16 protein-coding genes and 1 tRNA gene are annotated in these 19,519 nt (G+C 69.0%); 3 read left to right on the top strand and 14 right to left on the bottom strand.

Features of this window, described 5'->3' with window-relative positions; genetic code table 11:
* Positions 1-10: 10 nt before the first annotated feature.
* Positions 11-2,662 carry a DNA polymerase I gene (gene polA / locus AB0269_RS04515; RefSeq protein WP_366210059.1) on the bottom strand — a complete coding sequence of 884 codons (2,652 nt, stop codon included), beginning with the start codon at positions 2,660-2,662 and terminating at the stop codon, positions 11-13.
* Between the two features lie 60 nt (positions 2,663-2,722).
* Between polA and AB0269_RS04520 the strand changes: the two genes are divergently transcribed.
* Positions 2,723-3,130, top strand: a complete 408-nt coding sequence (locus AB0269_RS04520; RefSeq protein ID WP_366210501.1) for a hotdog fold thioesterase — start codon at positions 2,723-2,725, stop codon at positions 3,128-3,130.
* A gap of 31 nt (positions 3,131-3,161) precedes the next feature.
* Here AB0269_RS04520 and AB0269_RS04525 read toward each other — a convergent pair whose 3' ends face one another.
* The gene (locus AB0269_RS04525) at positions 3,162-3,788 is read right to left on the bottom strand and encodes a response regulator (protein WP_366210060.1); all 627 of its coding nucleotides are present in this window, start codon (positions 3,786-3,788) and stop codon (positions 3,162-3,164) included.
* Positions 3,789-3,883: 95 nt separating this feature from the next.
* Between AB0269_RS04525 and AB0269_RS04530 the strand changes: the two genes are divergently transcribed.
* Together AB0269_RS04530 and AB0269_RS04535 are read left to right on the top strand one after the other, a co-directional pair.
* A tRNA-Leu gene (locus AB0269_RS04530) sits at positions 3,884-3,966 on the top strand.
* Positions 3,967-4,036: 70 nt separating this feature from the next.
* Positions 4,037-5,140 (top strand): magnesium and cobalt transport protein CorA, encoded by a 1,104-nt coding sequence (locus tag AB0269_RS04535; protein WP_366210062.1) that lies wholly within the window; start codon positions 4,037-4,039, stop codon positions 5,138-5,140.
* Between the two features lie 46 nt (positions 5,141-5,186).
* Here AB0269_RS04535 and pyk read toward each other — a convergent pair whose 3' ends face one another.
* From pyk to hisG, 12 genes are all read right to left on the bottom strand, one after another.
* Positions 5,187-6,635, bottom strand: coding sequence for a pyruvate kinase (gene pyk / locus AB0269_RS04540; RefSeq protein WP_366210063.1), 1,449 nt, complete (start codon positions 6,633-6,635; stop codon positions 5,187-5,189).
* 57 nt (positions 6,636-6,692) lie between these two features.
* Entirely contained in the window at positions 6,693-8,159 is a 1,467-nt protein-coding gene (locus AB0269_RS04545; RefSeq protein ID WP_366210064.1) for a glutamate synthase subunit beta, read from the bottom strand.
* A complete protein-coding gene (gene gltB, locus AB0269_RS04550; protein WP_366210065.1) occupies positions 8,152-12,717 on the bottom strand; it encodes a glutamate synthase large subunit in 4,566 nt (1,521 codons plus the stop codon). Before gltB ends, AB0269_RS04545 begins: the two co-directional genes overlap by 8 nt.
* A gap of 87 nt (positions 12,718-12,804) precedes the next feature.
* Positions 12,805-13,824: a prolipoprotein diacylglyceryl transferase gene (lgt, locus tag AB0269_RS04555; RefSeq protein WP_366210066.1), complete on the bottom strand. Its 1,020-nt coding sequence runs from the start codon at positions 13,822-13,824 to the stop codon at positions 12,805-12,807.
* Between the two features lie 10 nt (positions 13,825-13,834).
* Complete coding sequence (gene trpA / locus AB0269_RS04560; RefSeq protein WP_366210068.1) at positions 13,835-14,638, bottom strand: tryptophan synthase subunit alpha; 804 nt, start codon at positions 14,636-14,638, stop codon at positions 13,835-13,837.
* The gene (gene trpB, locus AB0269_RS04565) at positions 14,635-15,855 is read right to left on the bottom strand and encodes a tryptophan synthase subunit beta (RefSeq protein WP_366210502.1); all 1,221 of its coding nucleotides are present in this window, start codon (positions 15,853-15,855) and stop codon (positions 14,635-14,637) included. The genes trpA and trpB overlap by 4 nt, the downstream gene beginning before the upstream one ends.
* Entirely contained in the window at positions 15,849-16,643 is a 795-nt protein-coding gene (gene trpC, locus AB0269_RS04570) for an indole-3-glycerol phosphate synthase TrpC (RefSeq protein ID WP_366210070.1), read from the bottom strand. Before trpC ends, trpB begins: the two co-directional genes overlap by 7 nt.
* Positions 16,643-16,873: an HGxxPAAW family protein gene (locus tag AB0269_RS04575; RefSeq protein ID WP_366210072.1), complete on the bottom strand. Its 231-nt coding sequence runs from the start codon at positions 16,871-16,873 to the stop codon at positions 16,643-16,645. Before AB0269_RS04575 ends, trpC begins: the two co-directional genes overlap by 1 nt.
* Before the next feature lie 46 nt (positions 16,874-16,919).
* A complete protein-coding gene (locus tag AB0269_RS04580; RefSeq protein ID WP_366210074.1) occupies positions 16,920-17,525 on the bottom strand; it encodes a Trp biosynthesis-associated membrane protein in 606 nt (201 codons plus the stop codon).
* Positions 17,522-17,878 (bottom strand): phosphoribosyl-AMP cyclohydrolase, encoded by a 357-nt coding sequence (gene hisI, locus AB0269_RS04585; protein ID WP_175986294.1) that lies wholly within the window; start codon positions 17,876-17,878, stop codon positions 17,522-17,524. Before hisI ends, AB0269_RS04580 begins: the two co-directional genes overlap by 4 nt.
* Positions 17,875-18,636 (bottom strand): imidazole glycerol phosphate synthase subunit HisF, encoded by a 762-nt coding sequence (gene hisF, locus AB0269_RS04590; protein WP_366210076.1) that lies wholly within the window; start codon positions 18,634-18,636, stop codon positions 17,875-17,877. The genes hisI and hisF overlap by 4 nt, the downstream gene beginning before the upstream one ends.
* A 14-nt stretch (positions 18,637-18,650) precedes the next feature.
* Positions 18,651-19,490, bottom strand: a complete 840-nt coding sequence (gene hisG / locus AB0269_RS04595; RefSeq protein ID WP_366210078.1) for an ATP phosphoribosyltransferase — start codon at positions 19,488-19,490, stop codon at positions 18,651-18,653.
* Positions 19,491-19,519: the final 29 nt, after the last annotated feature.

The raw sequence follows: 19,519 nt of genomic DNA on the forward strand, positions 1-19,519 counted from the left end.
GCCGCAGGCGCTAGTGAGCGGCCTCGTTCCAGTCGCGTCCTCGGCCCACCTGGACGTCCAGCGGCACCGACAGCTCGGCGGCGCCCGCCATCTGCGTGCGCACGATCTGCTCGGCGGCATCCCACTCGCCGGGGGCGACCTCGACGACGAGTTCGTCGTGGATCTGCAGAAGCACCCTCGAGCGCAGGTCCGCAACGCGGAGGTCCGAGTGGATCCGGAACAGCGCGATCTTCATCACGTCGGCCGCACTCCCCTGGATCGGGGCGTTGAGCGCGGCGCGCTCGGCGTTCTCGCGCAGCACCCGGTTGGGGCTCGTCAGGTCGGGGAACGGACGACGGCGACCGAAGATCGTCTCGGTGTACCCGTCTTCCTTCGCCTTCATCACCGAGGCGCGCAGGTAGTCGCGCACCGCACCGAACCGCGCGAAGTACTCGACCATGAGCTGCTTGGCCTCGGATTGCTCGATGCGCAGCTGCTTGGAGAGCCCGAATGCGGAGAGTCCGTAGACCAGGCCGTAGGACATCGCCTTGACCTTGGTGCGCATGGCCGAAGTGACATCGGCCGGTTCCACGCCGAACACGCGAGCCCCGACGAACCGGTGCAGATCCTCACCGCTGTTGAACGCCTCGATCAGGCCCTCATCACCGGAGAGGTGCGCCATGATCCGCATCTCGATCTGCGAGTAGTCGGCCGTCAACAGGGTCTCGTAGCCCTCGCCGACCTCGAAGGCGCTGCGGATGCGGCGGGACTCCTCGGTGCGCACCGGGATGTTCTGCAGGTTCGGGTCGGTGCTGGACAGGCGCCCGGTCTGGCTGCCCGTCTGCACGTAGGTCGTGTGGATGCGGGCATCGTCCGGAGCGACGCCGTTCTTGCCGATCGCGCTGTCGAGGGACTCGATGATCTGGCGGAGCTTCGTCGCCTCGCGGTGTTGGAGGAGCAGGTCGAGGAAGGGGTGCGGGTGGCTCTCCTGCAGATCGGCGAGGACCGCGGCATCCGTGGAGTACCCGGTCTTGGTCTTGCGCGTCTTGGGGAGCTGCAGGTCTTCGAAGAGCACCTCCTGCAGCTGCTTCGGCGACCCGAGGTTGAACTCGCGCCCGACGAGCGCGAACGCCTCGGTCGCCAGCCCGTCGGTGCGTGCTCCGAGCTCGGCGGAGAAGGTCGAGAGCACGTCGTGCGAAACCGCCACGCCGGCGAGTTCCATGTCGGCGAGCGTCAACAGCGTCGGCAGCTCGATGTCGACGAGGACGGATGCCACGGACTCGGGCAGGTCCTCGCGCAGCGCCGCGGCCGCGCGGAGCGTGAACCACGCCTCCTGCGCCGGCGTCGCGCCGTCCGTCTCGGGCACGAGCTGGGTCGGATCGGCGACCGGCATCTTCTCGCCCAGGTAGCGGTCGACGAGGTGCGAGAGCGTCTTGTCGGGCAGGCTCGGGCGCAGCAGCCAGCCGGCGAGCAGCGTGTCGTAGGCGAGACCGCCGATGCGGATGCCGGCGCGCAGGAGAGCCTTGACCTGCGGCTTGGCGTCGTTGAACACCTTGGGCGCGTCGGACTCGAACCACGGGCGCAGAGCGGCAGCTGCCTCCTCCGACCAGCCGGTCTCGCGGAGCTCGGTGAGCCCGGCGAAGCCGACGCGGGTCGGGGAACCACCGCTCACGACGATGGAGACGGCCACCTCGCCCTCCTGGGCATCCAGCCAGGAGACGACATCGGCGACCGTGCTCTCCACCGGGTCGGGCAGTTCGACGGCCGGTTCGGAATCGGCCGGGTCCTCCCCCGTGCCGACGGCGTCGAACACCCGCGGCAGCAGCGTGCGGAACTCGAGCCGGGCGAAGATGTCGCGGATGGCCTGGACGTCGGCCGGGACCACGGCGAGCTCGGCGGGCCCCACCGGCAGCTCGACGTCGTCGAGGAGCCGGTTCAGCTTGCGGTTGCGGCGGACGTCGTCGATGTGGTCGCGCAGATTGCCGCCGACGACCCCCTTGATCTCGCCAGACCGCTCGAGAAGCTCATCGAGCGACCCGAACTGGGTGAGCCACTTGACCGCGGTCTTCTCCCCCACCTTCGGTACACCGGGGAGATTGTCGCTGGTCTCGCCCACGAGGGCGGCGATGTCGGGGTACTGCTCCGGCCGCACGCCGTAGCGCTCCTGCACGGTGACCGGGTCGTAGCGCTTGAGCTGCGACACGCCCTGCACCGACGGGTACAGCAGCGTGACCTCGTCGTTCACGAGCTGGATCGTGTCGCGGTCGCCCGACACGACGAGCACGTCGAAGCCCTGCTCGGAGCCCTGCTTGGCGAGCGTTGCGAGGATGTCGTCGGCCTCGATGCCCTCCTTCGTCAGCACCGGGATCGACATCGCGGCGAGGCAGTCCTGCAGCAGCGGAATCTGACCTTTGAACTCCTGCGGCGTCTCGGATCGGGTCGCCTTGTACTCGGGGTACTCGTCGGTGCGGAACGAATGCCGCGACGTGTCGAAGGCGATCGCCATGTGCGTGGGCTGCTCGGCCTTGATGAGGTTCACGAGCATCGACAGGAACCCGTAGATCGCGTTCGTGTGCTGGTTGTCCTTGGTCGTGAAGTTCTCGACCGGGAGCGCGAAGAAGGCGCGGTACGCGAGCGAGTGGCCGTCGACGACCATGAGGGTAGGCTTTGCGGAGTCCGTCACTCTGACAGCCTAACGAGGACGGCAGACACCCGCCGAGGAGGATCCGTGACCGATACCCAGATGACCGGGATGGAGTGGGCCATGCAGCGCGGTATGGGCGCCCTCGCGGAGAAGATGGGCATCGAGTTCACGGAGTTCACGGTCGAGCGCAGTGTCGCGACCATGCCGGTCGAGGGCAACACGCAGCCGGTCGGTCTGCTGCACGGAGGCGCCTACGTCGTGCTCGGCGAGTCGCTGGGATCGATGTCGGCGAACCTCGCCGCCGGCCCCGGCAAGCTCGCCGTCGGGGTGGACATCAATGCGACGCACACCCGTTCGGCGACGTCCGGGATCGTCACGGGCGTGTGCACGCCCATCCACCTCGGGCGCAGCATGATGGTCCACGAGATCGTCGTGACCGACGATCAGGGTCGCCGTTGCTCGACCGTCCGCATCACGAACATGATCAAGGACCTGCCTCAGGGCTGAGACAGGTCCTCGACGCGACGGACGCGATCCGTCAGGACTTCTTCGGCGCCAGCTGCTCGATGATCGCCTTGGCGACGTCCTGCATGGTCAGGCGACGGTCCATGGATGCCTTCTGGATCCAGCGGAATGCCTCGGGCTCGCTGAGTCCCATCTTCTCGTTGAGCAGGCCCTTGGCGCGGTCGACGAGCTTGCGGGTCTCGAAGCGCTCGACCATGTCGGCGACCTCGGCCTCGAGCGTGATGATCTGCTCGTGACGGGCGAGGGCGATCTCGATCGCGGGAAGGAGGTCGTTCGGGGTGAAGGGCTTGACGACGTAGGCCAGGGCGCCGGCCTCGCTGGCACGCTCGACGAGCTCCTTCTGGCTGAAGGCCGTGAGCAGGACGACCGGGGCGATGTTCGCCTTGTGCAGGCGCTCGGCCGCGCTGATGCCGTCGAGCTGCGGCATCTTGACGTCCATGATGACGAGGTCGGGACGCAGTTCGGTGGCCAGCGCCACAGCCGTCTCGCCGTCTCCGGCTTCGCCGACCACGTCGAACCCGTTGTCGCGGAGGATCTCGACGATGTCGAGGCGGATCAGCGACTCGTCTTCGGCGACGACCACGCGTCGCGGGGCGGATGCCGTGGGCTGCTCAGACTGTTCTTCGGTCACGATTCCCATTCTAGGGGACGGCATGCTCCGTACTCGCAGCATCCACGCGGGAGCGTGCGGGCGGGCGTGGAGCGCTGCGCTAAAGTCGAAGACGCGACATCCGCGCCGGCGTGGCGGAATGGTAGACGCGGAGCACTCAAAATGCTTTGTCCGAAAGGACGTGTGGGTTCGAGTCCCACCGCCGGCACAGCGCAGAAGGGCCGTCCATCACCGGGCGGCCCTTCTGCGCAGATCCGTCCGCACCGAGAGGAGCTGTCATGGCGCAGCCGCCCCGCGAGGAATCGCACTCCCGTCGCACCGGCGTGTTCCGGCGCCGTGCCGGCACGGGGACGGAGCCGGACGCGGTCTCCACCCGGCGCACCCGGTACATCGACGACGGGCATCTCGTCGTGGCCCCGCGCGAGACGAGCGTCGAGGACACCCTGGCCTTCACCGAAGCGGACGAGAACCGCACGGCGCTCCTGCTGTATCCGAAGCCGACCCAGGAGGACGTCGCCGAACTGGCCAGCGCCTGGGAGCTGCATCCGCTGCTCGTCGAGGATCTGCTGCACGCCGGCCAGCGCCCGAAGCTCGAGCGGTACGGCGACGCGCTCTTCATCGTCGTGCGCTCCGCGTGGTACGTCGACGACGCGGAGGACGTCGACTTCGCGGAGTTCCACATCCTCGTCCGGCCCAGGGCGATCGCCGTGTTCTGTCAGGACGGCCGGTGGATCGACGGCCTCGACGCCGACGATGCGTCTGGCGCCGCAGATCGCGGCGATAGGACTCTGCTCGAGGACGAGCGGCTGCTCCAGCACGGCCCGGAGGCGATCGTGTACCGGCTCCTCGACGCGATCGTCGACGGCTACGCCCCCGTCATCCGCGGACTCGCGATCGATCGCGAGCAGATCGAGCGCCAGGTGTTCGGCGGCGAGGCCTCGGTCACCGAGCGCATCTACCGGCTCAGCCAGGAGATCATCGACCTCCAGCAGGCCACGTCGGGTCTCGCAGAGGTGCTCGCGGCGCTCCGTGGCGGCTTCCACCGGTACGACATCCCCGACCCGCTCCGCACCTATCTGCAGGACGTGGCCGACCATCTCAGCAGGGTGCACACCCGGGTCGGCGAGCTCCGCGACTCGCTCTCGCAGATCCTGACCGTCAACGCCACGCTCGTCGCGCAGCGGCAGAACGAGGACATGAAGAAGATCTCCGGCTGGGCGGCGATCCTGTTCGCCCCGACGCTGATCGGTGCGATCTACGGGATGAACTTCGACAACATGCCCGAACTGCACTGGGCGTTCGGCTATCCGCTCGCCGTCGGGGCGATGCTCGCATTCGCTCTCCTGCTGTACGTGATCTTCAAACGTCAGAAGTGGATGTGACGACGGAAGGACCGCCCCGGTGGGACGGTCCTTCCTCGTGCGGCGCTTACGCTCCGGCTTTGTAGATCGGGGCTGCTCCGTTGACGGCATCTCCGACCTTGTGGACGCGGATGTCGTTGGTGGAGCCGATGATCCCGGGAGGCGATCCGGAGATCACGACGACGCGGTCGCCCTCGACGGCCATGCCGTTGCCGAGCAGGTACTCGTCGACCTGGTGGTACATGAGGTCGGTGTGCTGCACCATCTCGACGAGCGTCGAACGGATGCCCCAGGTCAGAGCCATGCGGCGCTGGATCGTGGGCTCCGGCGTGAACGCGATCATCGGGATGCGAGAGCGCAGGCGCGACAGACGGCGAGCGGAGTCGCCGGACTGCGTGAACACGCAGAGGAACTTCGCCTCGACGAACTCCGCGACTTCGAGGGCGGCGAGCGTGATCGCACCGCCCTGCGTCCTCGGCTTGGTGGTCATCGGCGGGATCCGCTCCAGACCGTGCTCCTCGGTGGAGTCGACGATCCGTGCCATGGTCTCGACGACCACGATCGGGTACTCTCCCACGCTCGTCTCTCCGGAGAGCATGACGGCGTCCGCGCCGTCGAGTACGGCGTTGGCGACGTCGGAGGTCTCCGCACGCGTCGGGACGGGGCTGGAGATCATCGACTCGAGCATCTGCGTGGCGACGATGACGGGCTTGGCCATGCGACGCGCCGCCTCGATCGCCCGCTTCTGCACGATCGGCACGGCCTCCAGCGGAAGCTCAACGCCCAGGTCGCCGCGCGCGACCATGATGCCGTCGAACGCGTCGACGATCTCTTCGAGCGCGTCGACGGCCTGAGGCTTCTCGATCTTGGCGATGACAGGCACCTTGACGCCCTCTTCGGCCATGATCTCGTGCACGCGGGTCACGTCCGATGCGTTGCGCACGAACGACAGCGCGATGATGTCGGCGCCGGTGCGCAGACCCCAGCGGAGGTCTGCCTCGTCCTTCTCGCTGAGCGCCGGAACGTTCACAGCGACGCCTGGCAGGTTGATGCCCTTGTTGTTCGAGACGGCGCCGGCGACGACGACGCGCGTCGTGACGACGGTTCCGTCGGTCTCGACGACCTCGACGCGGACCTTGCCGTCGTCGATCAGGAGGAAGTCGCCGGGCTCGACATCCTGCGGCAGACCCTTGAAGGTCGTCCCGCAGATCTCGCGGTTGCCGATGATGTCCTCGGTGGTGATCTTGAAGATGTCGCCCTCGGCGAGCTCGTACGGGCCCGCCTCGAACTTGCCGAGGCGGATCTTCGGTCCCTGCAGGTCGACGAGCACGGCGACCGCGCGCCCGGCGTCGTCGGCGGCGCGACGGACGTTGGCGTAGTTGGCGTCGTGGACGGAGTAGTCGCCGTGGCTGAGGTTCAGACGTGCGACGTCGACCCCCGCCTCGATGATCGCTCGGACGTTCTCATAGCTCGATGTTGCGGGGCCCAGTGTGGCGACGATTTTCGCGCGTCTCAAAAGCTTCTCCAGAGTGAAGAGGTGGGGGAATCATGCGGCGACGGTGCCTTCGCCAGCCTACGCGGGCTGCAGACCGATTGCGACATCCGACGGCGCGACGGGCGAGGGCAGCACGGTGCTGCCCATGAGGTACTCGTCGACGCTCGCCGCGGCGGCACGGCCTTCCGCGATGGCCCACACGATCAGCGACTGACCGCGCCCCGCATCGCCCGCGACGAACACGCCGGGCACGGACGACGCGTAGGCTCCGTCGCGTTCGAACGCACCGCGGTCGGTGGTCTCGGGCCGCGTGTCGTCCGTGAACGATGCGGTCTCCGGTCCCGTGAAGCCCATCGCGATGAGCACGAGGTCTGCGGGGATCTCGCGCTCCGTGCCGCTCTTGGGCACACGGCGCCCGTCGACGTACTCGGTCTCTGCCACGCGCAGGGCGCGGACCTCGCCGGCGTCGTTCGCGAGGAACTCGACGGTGGATGCCAGGTACTGGCGCTCTCCGCCCTCCTCATGCGCGGACTGCACCTCGAACACGGTCGGCATCATCGGCCATGGCTGGTGCTCGGGCCGCTCGGCGCCGGGCTGCTTGCCGATCGCGAGGTTGGTCACGCTCAGCGCGCCCTGGCGGTGGGCGGTGCCGATGCAGTCGGCACCGGTGTCGCCGCCGCCGATGACGATGACGTGCTTGCCCTCGGCCGTGATCTGGTTGGCCACGGCGTCTCCGGCGGCGACCTTGTTCGACTCCACGAGGTACTCCATCGCGAAGTGCACTCCGTCGAGCTCCCGCCCGGGGATCGACAGATCGCGCGGCACCGTGGCGCCGGTCGCGAGCACGACGGCGTCGTAGCGGGCGCGGAGGTCGGCCCAGCTGATGTCCTTGCCGATCTCGACACCGGCGCGGAAGCGCGTGCCCTCCTCCTGCATCTGTCGCAGGCGCGCCTCGACGTGGCGCTTCTCCATCTTGAAGTCCGGGATGCCGTAGCGCAGCAGGCCGCCGATCCGATCATCCCGCTCGAACACGGCGACCGTGTGACCCGCGCGGGTGAGCTGCTGCGCGGCGGCGAGCCCGGCAGGTCCTGATCCGACCACGGCGACCGTCTTGCCCGTCAGGCGCTCCGGCGGCTGCGCCTCGACCCAGCCCTGCGAGAACGCCTCGTCGATGATCGAGACCTCGACCTGTTTGATCGTCACGGCGGGCTGGTTGATCCCCAGCACGCACGCGCTCTCGCACGGCGCGGGGCACAGCCGCCCGGTGAACTCCGGGAAGTTGTTCGTGGCGTGCAGGCGCTCGATCGCCGAGCGGTCCTCCCCGCGCCAGGTCAGGTCGTTCCACTCCGGGATGAGGTTGCCCAGCGGGCATCCCTGATGGCAGAACGGCACGCCGCAGTCCATGCACCGCCCGGCCTGACGGCGCAGCACGTTCTTGTCGCCCGGCTCGTAGACCTCTTTCCAGTCCATGATGCGAACGGGCACGGGGCGGCGAGCGGGCAGCTCGCGCTCCGTCACCTTGAGAAAGCCCTTGGGATCAGCCACCGGTCACCTCCAGGATGCGGTTCCAGACGGTCTCGCCGTCCGGGTCGATGCCGGAGGCCTCTGCCTCCTGGCGCATGGTCTGCACGGCCGCGAAGTCGCGCGGCAGCACCTTGACGAACTCGGATGCGACGGTCTCGAAATCGGCCAGCATGCGCGCGGCGAGCGGCGAATCCGTGCGCTCGACGTGCTCTGCGAGCAGGCTCCGCAGCACTTCGAGGTCGGCGCGGTCGAGACTCTCGAGGCGCAGCTCTCCACTGTCGCGGGACTGCTGGTTGACGTCGTCCTCCGACAGTCTGTGCACATAGGCGATCCCGCCCGACATCCCGGCGCCGAAGTTGCGACCGGTCGAACCCAGGATCACAGCCAGCCCGCCGGTCATGTACTCGAGCGCATGATCGCCCACGCCCTCGACGACCGCCGTCGCGCCGGAGTTGCGAACGAGGAACCGTTCGCCTACGACACCCGAGATGAACATCGATCCGGAGGTCGCCCCGTAGCCGATCACATTGCCCGCGATGACATTCTCGTGCGGTGCGATGCTCGCCCCGCGGGCCGGCCGCACGACGATGTCGCCGCCGGAGAGGCCCTTGCCGACGTAGTCGTTGGCGTCGCCCTCCAGGCGCAGCATGATGCCGGCGGGGAGGAAGGCGCCGAGCGACTGTCCCGCGGTGCCGTGCAGGATGACGTCGATGGTCTCGCGGGCGAGCCCCTCGGCGCCGAAGCGCGACGTGACCTCGTGTCCGAGCATGGTTCCGACCGCGCGTTCGGTGTTGCGGATCGGCAGCTCGATCATGACGGGCGCGCGATCGTTCAGGGCGTCCTGGGCCATCGCGATGAGCTGCACGTCGAAGTGCTCGTCGAGCTCGTGATCCTGATCGCGGCCGTGGCGACGCGGCTCGGACGCCGGGAACTCGGGGCCCTCGAGGATCGGGGCGAGGTCGAGGCCGTCGGCCTTCCAGTGCTCGATCGCGGCATCCGCCTCGATGAGGTCGGCGCGGCCGATGATCTCGTCGAGGGAGCGGAAGCCGAGTTCGGCGAGCAGCTCCCTGACCTCTTCGGCGATGAACTCCATGAAGTTCACGACGAACTCGGGCTTGCCGGTGAACCGCTCGCGCAGGGCGGGGTTCTGCGTCGCGACGCCGACCGGGCAGGTGTCGAGGTGGCAGACCCGCATCATGATGCAGCCGCTGACGACGAGCGGTGCCGTGGCGAAGCCGAACTCCTCGGCCCCGAGCAGGGCGCCGATGATGACGTCGCGGCCGGTCTTGAGCTGTCCGTCCACCTGCACGACGACGCGGTCCCGCATGCCATTGAGCATGAGCGTCTGCTGCGTCTCGGCGAGCCCCAGCTCCCACGGCGTTCCCGCGTGCTTGAGAGAGTTCATCGGGCTCGCGCCGGTTCCGCCGTCGTGGCCGGAGACGAGGATGACGTCGCTGAGCGCCTTCGCGACGCCCGCGGAGACCGCACCGATGCCCGACTGGCTGACGAGCTTGGTGTGGATGCGGGCGTTGGGATTCGCGCGCTTGAGGTCGAAGATGAGCTGCTTGAGGTCTTCGATCGAGTAGATGTCGTGGTGCGGGGGCGGCGAGATGAGACCGACGCCGGCCGTCGCGTGACGCGTGCGCGCCACCCACGGGTACACCTTGGTCGGCGGCAGCTGACCGCCCTCGCCCGGCTTCGCGCCCTGGGCGAGTTTGATCTGGATGTCGTCCGACTCGGTGAGGTACAGGCTCGTGACGCCGAAGCGGCCCGAGGCCACCTGCTTGATCGAGCTGCGGCGCTCGGGGTCCATGAGGCGGTCGACGTCCTCGCCGCCCTCCCCCGTGTTCGACTTGCCGCCGATGCGGTTCATCGCGACGGCCAGCGTCTCGTGCGCCTCGCGCGAGATCGAGCCGTAGCTCATCGCGCCCGTCGAGAACCGCTTGACGATCTCGCTGACCGGCTCGACCTCGTCGAGCGGGACGGCGGGGCGGGTGCCGGTGCGCAGCGAGAACAGGCCGCGCAGAGTCTTCAGCTCCGCGGCCTGATCGTCGACGAGGCGGGTGTACTCGCGGAAGATGTCGTAGCGGCGCGTGCGCGTGGAGTGCTGCAGGCGGAACACCGTCTCCGGGTTGAACAGGTGCGGCGAGCCGTCCCGCCGCCACTGGTACTCCCCGCCGGTCCACAGGCGCTCGTGGGCACGTGCGGCGGCATCCTCGGGGTAGGCGTAGTCGTGACGGGCCTGGTTCTCGGCGTAGACGTGCTCGATGCCGATGCCGCCGAGCTTGGTCTCGGTGCCGGTGAAGTAGGCGTCGACGAACTCCTGGCTGAGCCCGACCGCCTCGAACACCTGGGCGCCGGCGTAGGACGACACCGTCGAGATTCCCATCTTCGACATGATCTTCAGCACACCCTTGCCGAGCGCGTAGATCAGGTTGCGGACGGCCTTCTCTGGAGTGACACCGGTGATGAATCCGGTTCGCACGAGGTGCTCGACGGTCTCCATCGCCAGGTACGGGTTGACCGCCGACGCGCCGTAGCCGATGAGCGTCGCCACGTGGTGGACCTCGCGCACGTCGCCGGCCTCGACGAGAAGCCCCACCTTCATGCGGTTCTCTCGACGGATCAGGTGATGGTGGATGGCCGAGACCATGAGCAGCGACGGGATCGGGACGAGATCCTTATTTGAGTCGCGGTCGGAGAGGATGATGAACTCCGCTCCGTCCTCGATCGCGGCATCCACCTCCTCGCACATCTCCTCGAGGCGCTCCTGCATGGAGTGCGCGCCGGCGTCGAAGTGGTACAGGCCGTTCACCGTCACGGCCGAACGACCGGGCAGAGCCTTGTCGATGTGACGGATCTTCGCGAGCTCGTCGTTGTCGATCACCGGGAAGTCGACAGCCACCGTGCGGGTGTGGTCCGGTCCCCAGGCGAGGAGATTGCGCTCCGGACCGAGCGAGGAGCGCAGGCTCGTGACGACCTCTTCGCGGATCGAGTCCAGCGGCGGGTTGGTGACCTGGGCGAACTGCTGCGTGAAGTAATCGAAGAGCAGCCGCGGCCGTTCGCTGAGGACGGCGATCGGCGTGTCCGAGCCCATGGCGCCGAGGGGCTCGGTGCCGGTCTGGCCCATCGGGGTCAGCAGCAGCCGCACCTCCTCCTCCGTGTAGCCGAAGGTGCGCTGACGACGGGTGATGGATGCCGGCGGGTGCACGATGTGCTCGCGCTCCGGGAGATCGGCCAGGCGCACGGCGCCGTCGTCCAGCCACTCCTGCCACGGGTGCAGGTTCGCCAGCTCGCTCTTGATCTCGTCGTCCTCGACGATGCGGTGCTCGGCGGTGTCGACGAGGAACATCTTGCCCGGCTGCAGGCGCCCGCGGCGCTTGATGCGCTCCGGCTCGAACTCGAGCACACCGGTCTCGGAGCCGATGACGACGAGTCCGTCCGTCGTCTCGGTCCAGCGCCCTGGACGCAGGCCGTTGCGGTCCAGGGTCGCACCGACGAGCGTGCCGTCCGTGAAGATCAGGGCGGCAGGGCCGTCCCACGGCTCCATCTGGTTCGAGTGGTACTCGTAGAACGCGCGCAGCTCGGGCGACAGGTCCGTCTGCTTCTCATACGCCTCGGGAACCATCATCATGATGGCGTGCGGCAGGCTGCGCCCGGTGAGGGTCAGGAGCTCGAGCACCTCGTCGAACGAGGCCGAGTCGCTGGCGCCGGGAGTGCAGATGGGCAGGAGCGGACGGATGTCGCCGAGCAGCTCGGACTCGAGCTGCGACTGGCGGGCGCGCATCCAGTTGCGGTTGCCGCCGACGGTGTTGATCTCGCCGTTGTGGGCGAGCATGCGCAGCGGCTGCGCGAGCGGCCAGGACGGGAAGGTGTTCGTCGAGTAGCGGGAGTGCACGACGGCGAGCTCGGAGGCGAACCGCTCGTCCTGCAGGTCCGGGTAGAACGGCTCGAGCTGGAGCGTGGTGACCATGCCCTTGTAACCGAGCGTCCGGCTGGACAGCGAGACGAAGTAGGCGCCGAGCTCGTGGCCCGCGCGCTTGCGCAGACGGTAGGCGACGCGGTCGAGCGCGACGCCGGAGAGCCGCTCCCCCGCGCCGGAGGCGACGAAGAGCTGCTCGAACGCGGGGCGGGCCTCGTCGGCGAGCTTGCCGAGGTTCTCGTTGGCCGTCGGCACGACGCGCCATCCGAGGACCTCGAGGCCCTCTTCGCGGGCGATCCGCTCGACGCCGGCCTTCTGGCTGCGGCGCTCAGAGGCCTGCAGCGGGAGGAACGCGAGCCCGGCGGCGTATTCGCCGGCATCGGGCAGGTCGAAGTCGGTGACCTCGCGCAGGAACGCGTCCGGCATCTGGGTGAGGATGCCCGCGCCGTCACCGGTGCCGGCGTCGGAGCCGATCGCACCGCGGTGCTCGAGGTTGCGCAGCGCCTGAAGCGCGAGCGCGATGATGTCGTGTCCTGCGGTGCCCCGCAGGGTGGCGACCATGGCCAGGCCGCAGGCATCCTTCTCGAATGCCGGGTTGTACATGCCCTGCTTCGGGGGGTAGGCGCCGGAGGCACCGTAAGGAGGCTGGAAGTACATCTGTTACCGCCCTCTGGTAATCAGTTGACACCGGGGACGCCGTCGGCCCGCTCGTTCAGTGGATTCCTCACTCGAAGAGTGAGGCGCTTATCGGGAGCTGGCCTCGCTCTGGGGAGCAGTGCTTGTGGCGGTGGCTCCGACGGTGACTTCGGCGGGAGGCTCGCTCACGTCGACGAAGTCATCGAGATCGTTCTGCGATTGTACATCAGCGCCCGCATCCTTCCGGCCGCGGCCGGGCATGTACGGGCCGGCCTCGACGCCCGTGTGGCGGCGGGTCTGGACGATGATGATGACGATGCCGACGACGACGCCGAGGATCGCGGCCCAGACGTTGCTGCGGAGTCCGAGGATGATCTCGCTGGGGTCGATGCGGATCGACTCCCAGAGGATGCGGCCGGCGCTGTACCAGATGAGGTACACGGCGAACTGCTTGCCCCACTGGAGCCGGAGGCGGTGCCCGATCCACAGGATGAACAGCACGCCGAGCGTGTTCCAGATCACCTCGTAGAGGAACGTCGGGTGGAAGAGGGTTCCCTCGGCCAGCCCCGGGGGGAACGCGGCGTTGTCGGACTCGATCTCCAGGCCCCACGGCAGATCGGTGGGGAGGCCGAACAACTCGTGGTTGAACCAGTTGCCGAACCGGCCCATCGCCTGGGCGAGCAGGATCCCGGGGGCGAGCGCGTCGGCGAAGGTCCAGAACCGGATGCCGGTCCACCGGCACCCGAGGTAGGCGCCGACCGCGCCGCCGATGAGCGCGCCGAAGATGGCGATGCCGCCCTCCCAGATGGCCCACACCGAGCCCGGCTCGAAGGGGTTCCAGGTGTTCTTGCCCTCGCCGAAGTAGAAGTTCGGGTGCGTCAGCACGTGGAAGATGCGCGCGCCGATGATCGCGAGCGGCACGGCCAGGATCGCGATGTCGATGACCACCCACGGCTCGGCACCGCGCTTGGTGAGGCGGTGGTTCGTCATCAGCGTGGCGACGATGATGCCGGCGATGATGCAGAGCGCGTAGAAGTGGATGCGCACCGGCCCGAGATCGAAGTAGCTGACGTCGGGACTCGGGATGCTGGTGAGCACGCCGGTGATGCTGTGAAGCGCGAGGGACATGGTTGCGATTCTAGTTCTCGTGTGAGCGGACTGCGGACGGGGTGCCCGCAGCGAGGTTCCTGGTCACCTCGGCGAGGGCGGGGATCCCCCCGTCGCCGAGGGCCCTGACCAGGGCGGTGCCGACGATCGCGCCGTCGGCGTAGTCGGTGACGGCGGCGATCTGGTCGGCCGTGGAGATGCCGATCCCGACGCACGCGTTCTCGGCCCCGTGCTCCCGCAGGCGCGCGACGAGAGTGCGCGCGGCCTTGTCGAGCTCCTGCCGCTCACCGGTGATCCCCATCGTCGAGACGGTGTAGACGAAGCCCGTCGAGGACTTCACGACGAGATCGAGCCGTTCGTCGGTCGACGAGGGCGCGGCGAGGAAGATCCGGTCGAGGCCCGTGCGCTCACTCGCGGCGATCCACTCCGCAGCGGCATCCGGGGTGATGTCGGGAGTGATGAGTCCTGCGCCGCCGGCGGCGAGCAGATCGTCCGCGTAGCGGTCGACGCCGTACTGCATCACGGGGTTCCAGTACGTCATGACGACGACGGGGACGTCGGTCTCGGCGCTGATAGCCTGCACGGCCGTGAACAGATCGCGCATCCGGAACCCGCCGGCCAGCGCCGCCTGCGTCGCCTGCTGGATCACGGCGCCGTCCATCACGGGGTCGCTGTAGGGCGGACCGAGCTCGATGATGTCCACGCCGTTCTCGGCGAGCGTGACCGCGGCACGGATGCTGGTCTGCAGGTCGGGGAATCCGACCGGGAGATACCCGACGAACGCTCCGCGCCCATCGGCCTTCGCGCGTGCGATGGCGTCGGCGACGCGACTCATCGGGCCTCCTCCACGCCTTCGTCGTACAGCTGGAAGTACTTCGCAGCCGTGTCCATGTCCTTGTCGCCGCGGCCGGAGAGGCACACCGCGATCACGGCATCCGGACCCATCTCGCGGCCCAGGCGCAGCGCGCCGGCGAGGGCGTGCGCGGATTCGATCGCGGGGATGATGCCCTCCGTGCGGCTGAGCAGCCGCAGCGCCTGCATCGCCTCGTCGTCGGTGGCCGGGATGTACTCGGCGCGGCCGATGTCGGCGAGCCAGGAGTGCTCCGGACCGACGCCCGGGTAATCGAGCCCCGCCGAGATCGAGTGCGACTCGATCGTCTGGCCATCCTCGTCCTGCAGCACGTACGTCTTCGCGCCGTGCAGCACGCCGGGCCTGCCGCGTTCGATGGATGCCGCGTGCTTGTCGGTGTCGACGCCGTCACCGGCCGCCTCGACGCCGAAGAGCTTGACATCGGTGTCGTCGAGGAACGCGTCGAACATTCCGATCGCGTTGGAGCCTCCGCCGACGCACGCCACGACCGCATCGGGCAGTCTGCCGATCTCCTCGAGCAGCTGCGCGCGGGCCTCCTCGCCGATGATCTTCTGGAAGTCGCGGACCATCGCCGGGAACGGATGCGGCCCTGCCGCGGTGCCGAAGATGTAGTTGGTCGTCTCGACGCTCGCGACCCAGTCGCGGTAGGCGTCGTTGATCGCGTCCTTCAGCGTGCGGGCGCCGGTCGTCACGGGGACGACCTCGGCGCCGAGCAGCCGCATGCGAGCGACGTTGAGCGCCTGGCGCTCGGTGTCGACCTCGCCCATGTAGATCGTGCAGTCCATGCCGAACAGGGCGGCGGCGGTTGCCGTGGCCACACCGTGCTGGCCGGCGCCCGTCTCGGCGATCACCCGCGTCTTGCCCAGTCGCCTGGTCAGCAGAGCCTGCCCGAGCACGTTGTTGATCTTGTGGCTGCCGGTGTGGTTGAGGTCCTCGCGCTTGAGGAACACCCGCGCTCCCCCGGCGTGCTCGGCGAACCGCGGCACCTCGGTCAGTGCGGACGGACGGCCGGCGTAGGAGCCGAGCAGGCCCGCGAGCTCGGCGCGGAACGCCGGGTCGGCGACCGCCTGCTCATAGGCGACGGTCAGTTCGTCGATCGCGGCGATGAGGGATTCGGGCATGTACCGCCCGCCGAACTCGCCGAAGAAGGGACCGGGCTGGTCCCGGAGGCTCGTCACGATGTGCTCCTCTCGTCACCGGCTGCGAGGAAGCTCTGCAGCGTCGCGACGGGGTCGCCTGTGACGAGCGCCTCGCCGATGAGCACGACGTCGGCGCCGGCGTCCCGGTAGTGCGCGACGTCGGCCGGTGCGAGAACGGCCGACTCGGCGACCTTCACGGTTCCCGCGGGGATGCGGTCCACGAGGCGTCCGAACAGGTCGCGGTCGAGTTCGAACGTCGAGAGGTTGCGGGCGTTCACGCCGATCAGCGAGGCGCCCAGGTCGATGGCCGTCTCGAGTTCCTCGGCCGTGTGCGTCTCGACCAGCGGTGTCATTCCGAGTTCGAGCACGAGGGAATGCAGTTCTTCGAGCGTCCTGCGCTCGAGTCCCGCGACGATGAGGAGCGCAAGATCGGCGCCCGCGGCGCGCGCCTCGAGCACCTGATACGGCGTCGCGATGAAGTCCTTGCGCAGCACGGGCAGCGACACGCGCTCCGTCACCGCTTCGAGGTCGGCGAGACTGCCGCCGAATCGGCGCTCCTCGGTGAGGACGCTGATGGCGGATGCCCCGCCGGTCTCGTAGAGCGAGGCCTGGTGCGCGGGGTCGGGGATCTCGGCGAGGGCTCCGCGCGAAGGGCTTGCGCGCTTGACCTCGGCGATGATCTTGACGCGGGATGCCGGAGCCAGTGCCGCCAGAGCGTCCTGCGCCGCCGGGCGCGCCAGTGCGGCCTTCTCGACCTCGACGAGGGGACGCAGGAGGGCGCGCCGTTCGGCGTCCTCCACCGCGCCGGCCGTGAGGTCGGCGAGGACCATCAGTGGCCCTTCGGCGAGTACTTGGGTCCGTTGACGCCGTAACCGGCCTTGGCGAGAATCCAGCCGAGCACGAGGCCGACGACGATGATGCCGACCGAGACCCACACGAACACGGGCTGGTCGAGGCAGAACGCGACGGTGCCGGCGAGGAAGCCGAACAGCATGACGATCACAGCAGTCCAGGCCGCAGGCGAGTGTCCGTGGCCGGGGTCGGCGATCGGGTTGGTCATGTTCTCCTCCGAGGCGGTCGTGGGTGTTGTGCTCAGTCTATCGGGGTCACCGCGTGGGGTCCGTGCCACGCGACAGGTCGTCCCAGGAATCGATCGCATCGACCGGTCCTTCGTGCTCGGCGTGCGCGGCGGCATCCGTGCGGTACTTGCGCCCGCCGCTGCGCCAGCGATGCGCGGTGGCGACGGCGAATCCGGCCGCGAGGATCAGGACGACCCAGCCGACCAGGGCGATGACCGGCCACGCGGACGGTTCGATCGACGCGATCGTGTCGGCCACGGCGGTGCCGCCGGCAAGACCGGTCGTCTCGGTGACCGTCGGCGCGACGGCCGAGACCGGGGCCGCGACGAGGATCTCCGCGGTCCACCACGCGAGCAGCACCCCGGCGGCCAGCGAGAGCACGGCGAGCACATGGCGCAGCACGCGGCCGACGAGCGCGAGCGCCGCACCCAGGGCGAGGACCGCGAGGCTCAGCGGCGCGAGCAGAGGCATGGCATCGGCACCGGGCACGAGGATCGGGTCACCCGCATCCGCGCGGACCACGGTCAGCCACGTCTGCGTCGACGAGATGATCCCGACGCCTCCCGCGAGCAGCAGTCCCAGGACGCTGATGCTGCGTCCGCGGCGCGCGATGCCCTTGTCCTGCCCGGTCATCCGGTCACGCCGTCCACGGCCTCGAGGTCGGACGCATCGAAGCACGTGCGCGTGCCGGTGTGGCACGCGGGGCCGGTCTGGTCGACGAGCAGCAGGATGGCGTCGCCGTCGCAGTCGAGGCGCGCCTCTCGGATGCGCTGGATGTTGCCGGAGGTGTCGCCCTTGCGCCAGTACTCCTGGCGGGAGCGCGACCAGTACGTCACGCGCCCGGTCGTCAGCGTTCGGCGCAGCGCCTCGGCGTCGACCCATGCGAGCATGAGCACCTCGCGCGTGTCCCACTGCTGCACGATCGCCGGGGCGAGGCCGTCCGCGTTCCAGACGACCTGCGCGATCCGCGTCTCGACGTCGCTCATCGGACCAGCACCCCTTCCGCACGCATCGCCTGTTTCACGTCGCCGACGGTGAGAGCTCCGGAGTGGAAGACGCTCGCGGCGAGCACGGCATCGGCCCCCGCCTTGATGGCCGGTGCGAAGTCGGTGACGGCCCCTGCTCCGCCCGAGGCGATCACCGGGACGGAGGCGACCTCGCGCATGAGCCGGACGAGCTCGAGATCGAAGCCGTCGCGGGTGCCGTCGGCGTCGATCGAGTTCACCAGCAGCTCCCCGGCACCGCGCTCGATGGCCTCGCGCGCCCAGTCCAGTGCGTCCAGCGTCGTCTCCGTTCGGCCGCCATGGGTCGTGACCACGAAACCGGATGCCGTGGTGGGTGCCCGCTTGACGTCGAGCGAGAGCACGAGCACCTGTGCCCCGAAACGGTCGGCGATCTCGCCGATGAGGTCGGGGCGTGCGATCGCGGCGGAGTTCACGCCGATCTTGTCGGCGCCGACGCCCTGCAGGCGTGCGACGTCTTCGACGCTGCGGATGCCACCGCCGACGGTCAGCGGGACGAACACGTTCTCGGCCGTGCGCTGGACGACCTCGTACGTGGTCGAGCGGTCGTCGACGGTCGCGGTGACGTCGAGGAACGTGATCTCGTCAGCGCCCTGCTCTGCGTAGAGCGCCGCGAGCTCGACGGGATCGCCCATGTCGCGGAGGTTCTCGAAGTTCACGCCCTTCACGACCCGGCCCGCGGCGACGTCGAGGCATGGGATGACGCGGCTGGTGAGAGTCACGGGAGCCTCCGCCGTCACAGTCTCGCGGCGTGGATGGCCGTGACCAGCAGCGCCCTGGCGCCGATGGCGTACAGGTCGTCCATCACCTGGTTGATGCCCTTGCGGGGCAGCATGACGCGCACGGCGACCCACTCCGGGTCCTGGAGCGGCGAGATCGTCGGGGATTCGCGTCCCGGCGCGATCGCCGCCGCCTCGTCGACGAGCTTCGCGGGCAGGTCGAAGTCGAGCAGCACGAACCGTCGTGCGACGATCACGCCGCGCAGCCGCCGCAGCAGCCGTTCGGTGCCTTCGGCGTCGCCGGGCCTGCTGATGAGCACGGCCTCGGATTCGATGATGACGGGGCCGAAGATCTCGAGGCCCGCCTGCCGGAGCGTGGTGCCGGTCTCGACGACGTCGGCGATCGCGTCGGCGACGCCGAGCCGCACGGCGGACTCGACCGCGCCGTCGAGCGGCACGAGGGACGCCTCGACGCCGTTCTCGCGCAGAAACGCGTCGACCAGGCCCGGGTAGGCGGATGCCACCCTGACACCTGCGAGGTCCTGGATCGTCGAGAAGCGACCGGCGGGCGCCGCGAAGCGGAACGTCGACTGGGCGAAACCGAGGGCCTCGATCTCGCGGGCCGGCTGCGGCACGTCGCGCAGCAGGTCGCGGCCCGTTATGCCGACGTCGAGCGCGCCGGATGCCACGTAGGTGGCGATGTCGCGCGGGCGGAGGAAGAAGAACTCGACGTCGTTCGCGGCATCGACGACGTGCAGTGTCTTGGAGTCGCGGCGGCCGGCGTATCCGGCCTCGGCGAGCATCTCGGCGGCGGTCTCGGCGAGCGAGCCCTTGTTGGGAACAGCGATGCGCAGCATGGGGGGGCTTTCAGATCAGAGGAACGAGA

The organism is Microbacterium sp. NPDC077644 (genome assembly GCF_040702785.1).
GTDB lineage: Bacteria > Actinomycetota > Actinomycetes > Actinomycetales > Microbacteriaceae > Microbacterium.

Excerpts from the sequence above, each read along its gene's own strand:
- AB0269_RS04575 (WP_366210072.1), bottom strand. The coding sequence starts at position 16,873 with ATGACCAACCCGATCGCCGACCCCGGCCACGGACACTCGCCTGCGGCC.
- AB0269_RS04580 (WP_366210074.1), bottom strand. The coding sequence starts at position 17,525 with ATGACCGGGCAGGACAAGGGCATCGCGCGCCGCGGACGCAGCATCAGC.
- AB0269_RS04525 (WP_366210060.1), bottom strand. The coding sequence starts at position 3,788 with ATGGGAATCGTGACCGAAGAACAGTCTGAGCAGCCCACGGCATCCGCC.
- AB0269_RS04535 (WP_366210062.1), top strand. The coding sequence starts at position 4,037 with ATGGCGCAGCCGCCCCGCGAGGAATCGCACTCCCGTCGCACCGGCGTG.
- hisG (WP_366210078.1), bottom strand. The coding sequence starts at position 19,490 with ATGCTGCGCATCGCTGTTCCCAACAAGGGCTCGCTCGCCGAGACCGCC.
- trpC (WP_366210070.1), bottom strand. The coding sequence starts at position 16,643 with ATGGTCCTCGCCGACCTCACGGCCGGCGCGGTGGAGGACGCCGAACGG.
- lgt (WP_366210066.1), bottom strand. The coding sequence starts at position 13,824 with ATGTCCCTCGCGCTTCACAGCATCACCGGCGTGCTCACCAGCATCCCG.
- AB0269_RS04520 (WP_366210501.1), top strand. The coding sequence starts at position 2,723 with ATGACCGGGATGGAGTGGGCCATGCAGCGCGGTATGGGCGCCCTCGCG.
- hisI (WP_175986294.1), bottom strand. The coding sequence starts at position 17,878 with ATGAGCGACGTCGAGACGCGGATCGCGCAGGTCGTCTGGAACGCGGAC.
- gltB (WP_366210065.1), bottom strand. The coding sequence starts at position 12,717 with ATGTACTTCCAGCCTCCTTACGGTGCCTCCGGCGCCTACCCCCCGAAG.
- trpA (WP_366210068.1), bottom strand. The coding sequence starts at position 14,638 with ATGAGTCGCGTCGCCGACGCCATCGCACGCGCGAAGGCCGATGGGCGC.